We start from the raw sequence: 6,574 nt of genomic DNA, 5'->3' as shown, positions 1-6,574 counted from the left end.
TGGCACGGAAAACGTTGTCGGGATCGCAGGCTTTGAGTCTGCTGCCAAACGTGCCGAAGCCAACATGGCAAAGATGGCGGATATTGCAGTTTTGCGTGACCGTCTTGAGACGGAACTGGCGTCTGTTGCCCCAGAGCTTCAGATCGCCGCAAAGGGAACGGAGCGGCTGGTGAATACAAGTTGCCTGATCCTGCCTGGAATGCCCGGGGAAACCCAGGTTATGGCGCTGGATCTGGCAGGTGTTGCCATCAGTTCGGGATCTGCCTGTTCTTCAGGCAAGGTACGTGAAAGTCACGTACTCAAGGAGATGGGTGTTGACGAGCCGGGCTCGGCCATTCGGGTCAGTCTGGGACTTGAAAGCACTGCCGAGGATATTGATACATTTGTCCGAGTTTGGAGCCGGATGAGGGGCAATGCAGCGCGTAAGAAGACGCGTCACGCTGCCTGACAAATGAGTGAGTGAGGAAGCCTTTAAAATGAACGAGCTTAAAGCAAAGCCGATTTATCTGGACTACCAGGCGACGACGCCGACCGACCCGCGGGTTGTCGAGGCAATGCTGCCATACTTCACCGAGAAATTCGGTAACCCGCATTCGCGCAACCACAGCTTTGGCTGGGAAGCAGAAGACGCGGTTGAAGTCGCACGTGGTCAGATTGCCAAGATCATCGGCGCATCAGCCAAGGAAATCATCTTTACCTCGGGTGCGACCGAATCAAACAACCTCGCACTCAAGGGCGTGATGAAGTTTTACGGCAAGAAGAAGCCGCATCTGATCACGGTTGTCACCGAGCATAAATGCGTGCTCGACAGTGCCCGCCACCTTGAGCAGGAAGGTTACAAAGTGACCTATCTTGGCGTTAAGGATAACGGCCTGATCGACCTTGAAGAACTCAAGGCTGCCATCACCGACGAAACCGCACTCGTGTCTGTCATGGGTGTGAACAACGAAATCGGTGTTATCCAGCCGCTCAAGGAAATCGGTGAAATCTGCCGTGAGCGCAAAGTGTTCTTCCACACCGACTGTGCGCAGGCGGTTGGCAAGATCGACCTTGACGTTGACGACATGAAAATCGACCTGATGTCGATTTCCGGTCACAAGATCTATGGCCCGAAAGGCATTGGTGCGCTGTATGTTCGCCGTCGTCCACGTGTGCGTGTCATTGCACAGATCACCGGTGGTGGTCAGGAACGTGGCATGCGTTCGGGTACGCTGCCGACCCCGCTGATCGTGGGTCTTGGCAAGGCGTGTGACATTCTGTCCAACGAAATGGCCGAGGAAAACGCCCGCATCGAAGAGCTGCGTGACTACACGCTCAAGCGTTTCCGTGACCGTCTTGAAGACATCTATGTCAATGGTGACGAACACGAACGCGTTAGCGGCAACCTGAATATTTCGTTTGCCTATGTCGAAGGTGAAAGCCTTCTGATGGATATCAAGAACATTGCCGTGTCGTCGGGCTCTGCCTGCACCTCGGCGTCGCTGGAACCGTCTTACGTTCTGCGTGCTCTTGGTGTTGACGAAGAATTGGCCCATACATCCCTTCGTATCGGCATTGGTCGCTACACCACCAAGGAAGAGCTCGACGAAGCCGTTGATGCCATCTGCACCGCAGTTGAGCGTCTGCGCGAAATGAGCCCGCTTTGGGAAATGGCGCAGGAAGGCATCGACATCAAGTCGATCGAGTGGGCTGAGCACTAAGAACGACAACGACCGAAAACGTACTATCGACACATTCGATATGTATTCTATCTCGTGAGAGAGACTCAGGACTTTTTAGGAGGATTCCTATCATGGCTTATAGTGAAAAGCTGATCGACCATTACGAAAACCCGCGCAACGTCGGTTCCATGGACAAGAACGAAACGTCTGTTGGTACCGGCCTTGTTGGCGCACCGGCTTGCGGCGACGTCATGAAGCTGCAGATCAAGGTGACCCCGGAAGGCATCATTGAAGATGCGAAGTTCAAGACCTTCGGTTGCGGTTCGGCCATTGCGTCGAGCTCGCTGATCACCGAATGGGTCAAGGGCAAGTCGCTTGACGAAGCCGGTTCGATCAAGAACTCGCAGATTGCCGAGGAACTTGCACTTCCGCCGGTCAAGGTTCACTGCTCGATCCTGGCCGAAGACGCTATCAAGGCTGCAATCAGCGACTACAAGACCAAAAACGGCGCAGTGGAAGTGGACGCTGCTGAATAAGCAGCGCCCACTCCCCAACGTTTTCGGAATTTTGGGAGAATAAAATGGCTCTACCGTCACCAATTTCTGTCACACCGGTTGCCCTTGATCACATCAAGGCGTTGCTTGATAGCCGCGGGAAACCTTCGCACGGCATTCGGCTGGGTGTGCGCAGCAAAGGGTGCTCGGGCCTGTCCTACACGCTGGAATATGCTGATGGTGCCGATGGCTTCGAAGAAGTTGTCGAACTTGAGGACGGCGTGAGAATCCTGATCGACCCCAAGGCCATCATGTTCGTGCTTGGTACAGAGATGGATTACCAGGTCGACAAGATGGAAGAAGGCTTTGTTTTCCGTAACCCCAACGAAAAAGGTCGTTGTGGGTGCGGGGAATCCTTCCACGTCTGATCAGGCCGGGCTTTCCCTGCTTTCTGAATGGTTATGGCCCTGGCGACATCGCCGGGGCCATCGCCTGAAAAAGGGTGATTTCACCGAATACCGGTCACCTTTTTGAACTGATTTGTTTTTGTCTTTTAATCCTCGGAAGTGCATCGCGTGAGCAATACCGAACAAACTGCGCACAAGGTCTGCTGGTCCTGCAAGGGGCCGGTCGAAGCAAGCGCACTGTTTTGCGAAACCTGCAACGCCATTCAAGCCCCGGGCCAGCTGGATCATTTTACCCGCTTTGGTCTGGAACATTCCTTTGCGGTTGATGTCGATGCGATGGAGGCGACCTATCTCAAGCAGCAGCAAAAGCTCCATCCTGATCGGTTTGCATCCAGATCCGGCCGTGAACAGGCCTTGTCATCGCAACAGGCCGCAAGCCTCAATGAAGCTTTCGAGACGCTGAAAAACCCGGTCGCGCGGGCGCATTACATGCTCCGTCTGGCCGGTCACGAGCCAGAAGGCGGCGAAGGCCATACCGTTAATGATCCGGGACTTCTGATGGAAGCGATGGAAATGCGCGAGGCCCTTGATGATGCCGATGACAAAATCACGATCGATGCCATGATCAAGGATACCCGCAAACAGGCACGCGCCTGTGAAAAGGACCTTGGTGCCGCCTTTGACAGCAAATCCTATGACGCGGCCAAAAAACTGGCCACCCGTCTGAGATACCTGATGAAAATGACCGAGGAAGCGCGCGCGAAGAAATCGCGCCTTGCCGCTGCCTGATCATAAAAGAAAGACTGGACGTAAAGATGGCTCTGCTAAAAATCCACGAACCGGGCGAAACGCCACTTCCGCACGAGGACGAACGCCAGATTGCTGTCGGGATCGACCTTGGCACGACCAACTCGGTTGTTGCGATCTCGAACTCGGAAAAACCCGAAGTCCTGCGTGATAAATCCGGTGGCAATGCGATTGTGCCGTCGGTTGTCTATTATGGCGATGACACGCCGGTGGTGGGCGAAGCCGCACGCGATCAGATCAATACCGATGCCAGCCGTGTCGTTTCATCGGTCAAGCGCCTGATGGGCCGTGGCCTGGACGATGTCAAATCGGTCGCGGGGACACTGCCGTATCACGTTGAAGTGCCCGAAAAGTCCGAGACCGAAAACGGCGAACCGATGATGGTGCGCCTGAATGTTGGCAACCGGGTTCTGACCCCGGTCGAAGTTTCTGCCGATATCCTGCGATCCCTGCGCACACGGGCGGAAGAAAGCCTTGATCAGCCGGTCGAAAAGGCCGTGATCACTGTTCCTGCCTATTTCGATGATGGCGCACGTACCGCGACCAAGGATGCCGCAAAACTTGCCGGGATCGAAGTCCTGCGTCTGGTCAATGAACCGACCGCAGCTGCCCTTGCCTATGGCCTTGATAACGGGGCAGAGGGACTTTATGCCGTTTATGACCTTGGCGGCGGGACTTTTGATATCTCGCTTCTGAAAATGCAAAAGGGCGTCTTCCAGGTGAAGGCGACCGGCGGGGATGCCGCCCTTGGTGGCGATGATTTCGATCACGCCATCGCCGAGCACCTTCTGGCGGAACGCAAGGATGGCGGGGCGGCCGATGATCTTGATGCATCCGATGCCAAACGCCTTTTGAAAGCCGCCCGGACGGTCAAGGAAAGCCTGACCGATCAGGACAGTGTCGAAGTGACCGTGCCCTTGAATGGCAAGGAAACCAAACACAGTGTTACCCGTGAACAGTTCGATGGCATGATCGCCAAGCTGGTTGCACGTACGACCACCATCACCGAACAGGTGCTGGATGATGCCGATGTCTTGCCCGAAGACGTCAAGGGTGTGGTGCTGGTTGGTGGTTCCACCCGCGTGCCGGCTGTGCGCAAGGCGGTGGCAGATCTGTTTGAACAGGAACCGCTTTCCGATATCGACCCGGACGAGGTTGTCGCCCTTGGTGCTGCCCTTCAGGCAGAGGCTTTGACAGGCGGCTCGGACAACCTTCTGCTTGATGTCACGCCGCTGTCGCTTGGTTTGGAAACCATGGGCGGGATTGTTGAAAAGGTCATTGACCGCAACACCCCGATCCCGGTCGCCAAGGCACAGGAATTCACCACCTATCAGGATGGCCAGTCGGCCATGATGATCCATGTGGTGCAGGGCGAGCGCGAAATGGTCGATCAGTGCAGATCGCTTGCGCGCTTTGTTTTGACCGGTATTCCGTCAATGGCGGCAGGGGCCGCGCGCATTCGCGTGCAGTTCAATGTCGATGCTGATGGTCTTCTGACCGTATCGGCCCGCGAGGAAACCACGGGCACGGAACAGGAAGTCGCGGTCAAGCCGACCTATGGCATCAATGAGTCCGATATGGCGACCATGCTGCGCGATAGCATGGTACATGCCCGCGAAGACATGGAGATGCGTGTTCTGACCGAGGCCCGCGTTGACGCACGGCGGAACATTCTGGCGGTCAATGCCGCGATGGAAGCCGACCGTGCCCTTCTGAGCAAGGAAGACGAAGCCAGTATCAATCAGGCGATTGCCAACCTTGAAACGGCCATGGCCGGCGAGGACCGCGAAGCCATCAATGACGCCGCCGAGGCGCTTGAAAATGCATCGCGCCCGTTTGCCGAGGCCCGTATGGATAGCCGGATCCGCCAGGCACTTGCCGGGCAAAATGTCGATGAAGTGCACTGAGAAGTGAATTAATCGACACCGGTAGAATTGACAAACCGGCGAACTGCGGCGATTGTCCCCGACAACCGCCAAGGTCAGGGCCGGACAAGTACGTAGCGAAGCTTCGTACATAAACAGAGATCGAACGAAAAGTATTACCGAGGAGAAAGGCACAGATGCCTAAGATCGTTTTTGTTGAGCCGGATGGCACCGAAAAGGAATTCGAAGTTGCCGACGGCCTGTCCGTTCTGGAAGCTGCCCACAAGAATGGCATTGATCTGGAAGGCGCATGCGAAGGTTCGCTGGCCTGCTCGACCTGCCACGTTGTTCTTGACGAAGAGTGGTTTGACAAGCTCGACGAGCCGTCCGAAGACGAAGAAGACATGCTTGATCTTGCCTTTGGCCTGACCGAAACGTCGCGCCTTGGCTGCCAGATCATCATGAGCGACGAGCTTGACGGCCTGCGCGTGACCCTGCCGTCCGCGACCCGTAACATGATGGTCGACAAGTAAGTTTTATCACCTTCTGCTGACCGGGCGGGGTGACCGCCTTGGCGCCAAAGGAGACAGATATGCGTTGGACAGATATTCAGGACATCGCGATCGAGCTTGAGGATGCCCATCCTGACAAGGATAACCTCAACCTTCGCTTTACCGACCTGCACAAGTGGGTTACCGAGCTTGAAGGGTTCGAAGACGATCCCGATAAATCGAACGAGAAAATTCTCGAAGCCATCCAGATGGCCTGGATCGACGAACGCGAAGACTGATTTTGATGAGCGTGATGTGCGCCAAACGGCCTGCACCCTGATCACGAAATACCGGACCAGCCTGCATATGCGGGCTGGTCCGTTTTTGTTTGCGCCAGGATATAAATAACACAGGGAAGGGAACATCATGAGCAAACCCGCCACCTTCACCGACATCATTCCGGCCGACAGCCTGTTTGGCAAATTGCGCACCTGTGCGCCCGATGCCTGGCAAAGCTATGTCTGTCATGACTTTATCAAGCAGCTTGGCAATGGCACGCTGCCGGAAGCCGCATTCAAGCACTATCTGATTCAGGATTACCTGTTTCTGATCCAGTTTTCGCGCGCCTATGCGCTGGCGGTCTACAAGGCCGAAGACCTGCACGCCATGCGCCAGTTTTCGGGTACGGTCCATGCCATCCTTGATATGGAAATGAAGCTGCATCTGGAATTTTGCGAAGGATGGGGCCTGTCCGAGGCCGATATCATTGCCCAGCCCGAAGCACGCGCCTGCATCGCCTATACCCGCTATGTGCTTGATCGCGGCCATCAGGGCGATGTGGTGGACCTG

At 55.6% G+C, this 6,574-nt stretch carries 9 protein-coding genes; all 9 read left to right on the top strand.

All coding sequences use genetic code 11. From position 1 onward, the window contains the following. A partial coding sequence (locus B2R48_RS09440) for an aminotransferase class V-fold PLP-dependent enzyme (RefSeq protein WP_296999569.1) occupies positions 1–448 on the top strand: 448 nt, incomplete at its 5' end. 28 nt (positions 449–476) lie between these two features. Next, a complete protein-coding gene (locus B2R48_RS09435; RefSeq protein ID WP_062957398.1) occupies positions 477–1,700 on the top strand; it encodes an IscS subfamily cysteine desulfurase in 1,224 nt (407 codons plus the stop codon). A 92-nt stretch (positions 1,701–1,792) separates the two neighbouring features. Beyond that, positions 1,793–2,197, top strand: a complete 405-nt coding sequence (iscU, locus tag B2R48_RS09430) for a Fe-S cluster assembly scaffold IscU (protein ID WP_062957397.1) — start codon at positions 1,793–1,795, stop codon at positions 2,195–2,197. 44 nt (positions 2,198–2,241) lie between these two features. Then, complete coding sequence (locus B2R48_RS09425) at positions 2,242–2,583, top strand: HesB/IscA family protein (RefSeq protein ID WP_062957396.1); 342 nt, start codon at positions 2,242–2,244, stop codon at positions 2,581–2,583. 147 nt (positions 2,584–2,730) lie between these two features. Continuing rightward, positions 2,731–3,351, top strand: a complete 621-nt coding sequence (gene hscB / locus B2R48_RS09420; RefSeq protein WP_062957395.1) for a Fe-S protein assembly co-chaperone HscB — start codon at positions 2,731–2,733, stop codon at positions 3,349–3,351. A gap of 26 nt (positions 3,352–3,377) precedes the next feature. Continuing rightward, the gene (hscA, locus tag B2R48_RS09415; RefSeq protein WP_296999562.1) at positions 3,378–5,276 is read left to right on the top strand and encodes a Fe-S protein assembly chaperone HscA; all 1,899 of its coding nucleotides are present in this window, start codon (positions 3,378–3,380) and stop codon (positions 5,274–5,276) included. Between the two features lie 155 nt (positions 5,277–5,431). Beyond that, the gene (locus tag B2R48_RS09410; RefSeq protein ID WP_062957393.1) at positions 5,432–5,767 is read left to right on the top strand and encodes a ferredoxin family 2Fe-2S iron-sulfur cluster binding protein; all 336 of its coding nucleotides are present in this window, start codon (positions 5,432–5,434) and stop codon (positions 5,765–5,767) included. 59 nt (positions 5,768–5,826) lie between these two features. Then, a complete protein-coding gene (gene iscX, locus B2R48_RS09405; RefSeq protein WP_062957586.1) occupies positions 5,827–6,024 on the top strand; it encodes a Fe-S cluster assembly protein IscX in 198 nt (65 codons plus the stop codon). Between the two features lie 127 nt (positions 6,025–6,151). Continuing rightward, on the top strand, positions 6,152–6,574 hold a 423-nt coding region (locus tag B2R48_RS09400), incomplete at its 3' end, for a TenA family protein (protein ID WP_296999559.1).

Origin of the sequence: Thalassospira sp. UBA848 (assembly GCF_002295455.1) — a bacterium.
In the GTDB taxonomy this organism is placed as follows: Bacteria; Pseudomonadota; Alphaproteobacteria; order Rhodospirillales; family Thalassospiraceae; genus Thalassospira.
This window is presented reverse-complemented; position numbering and strand designations above follow the sequence as displayed.

What these genes read in the sequence shown, in the direction of transcription:
- B2R48_RS09435 (WP_062957398.1), top strand. Translation starts at nt 477, where the DNA reads ATGAACGAGCTTAAAGCAAAGCCGATTTATCTGGACTACCAGGCGACG.
- iscU (WP_062957397.1), top strand. Translation starts at nt 1,793, where the DNA reads ATGGCTTATAGTGAAAAGCTGATCGACCATTACGAAAACCCGCGCAAC.
- B2R48_RS09425 (WP_062957396.1), top strand. Translation starts at nt 2,242, where the DNA reads ATGGCTCTACCGTCACCAATTTCTGTCACACCGGTTGCCCTTGATCAC.
- hscA (WP_296999562.1), top strand. Translation starts at nt 3,378, where the DNA reads ATGGCTCTGCTAAAAATCCACGAACCGGGCGAAACGCCACTTCCGCAC.
- B2R48_RS09410 (WP_062957393.1), top strand. Translation starts at nt 5,432, where the DNA reads ATGCCTAAGATCGTTTTTGTTGAGCCGGATGGCACCGAAAAGGAATTC.
- iscX (WP_062957586.1), top strand. Translation starts at nt 5,827, where the DNA reads ATGCGTTGGACAGATATTCAGGACATCGCGATCGAGCTTGAGGATGCC.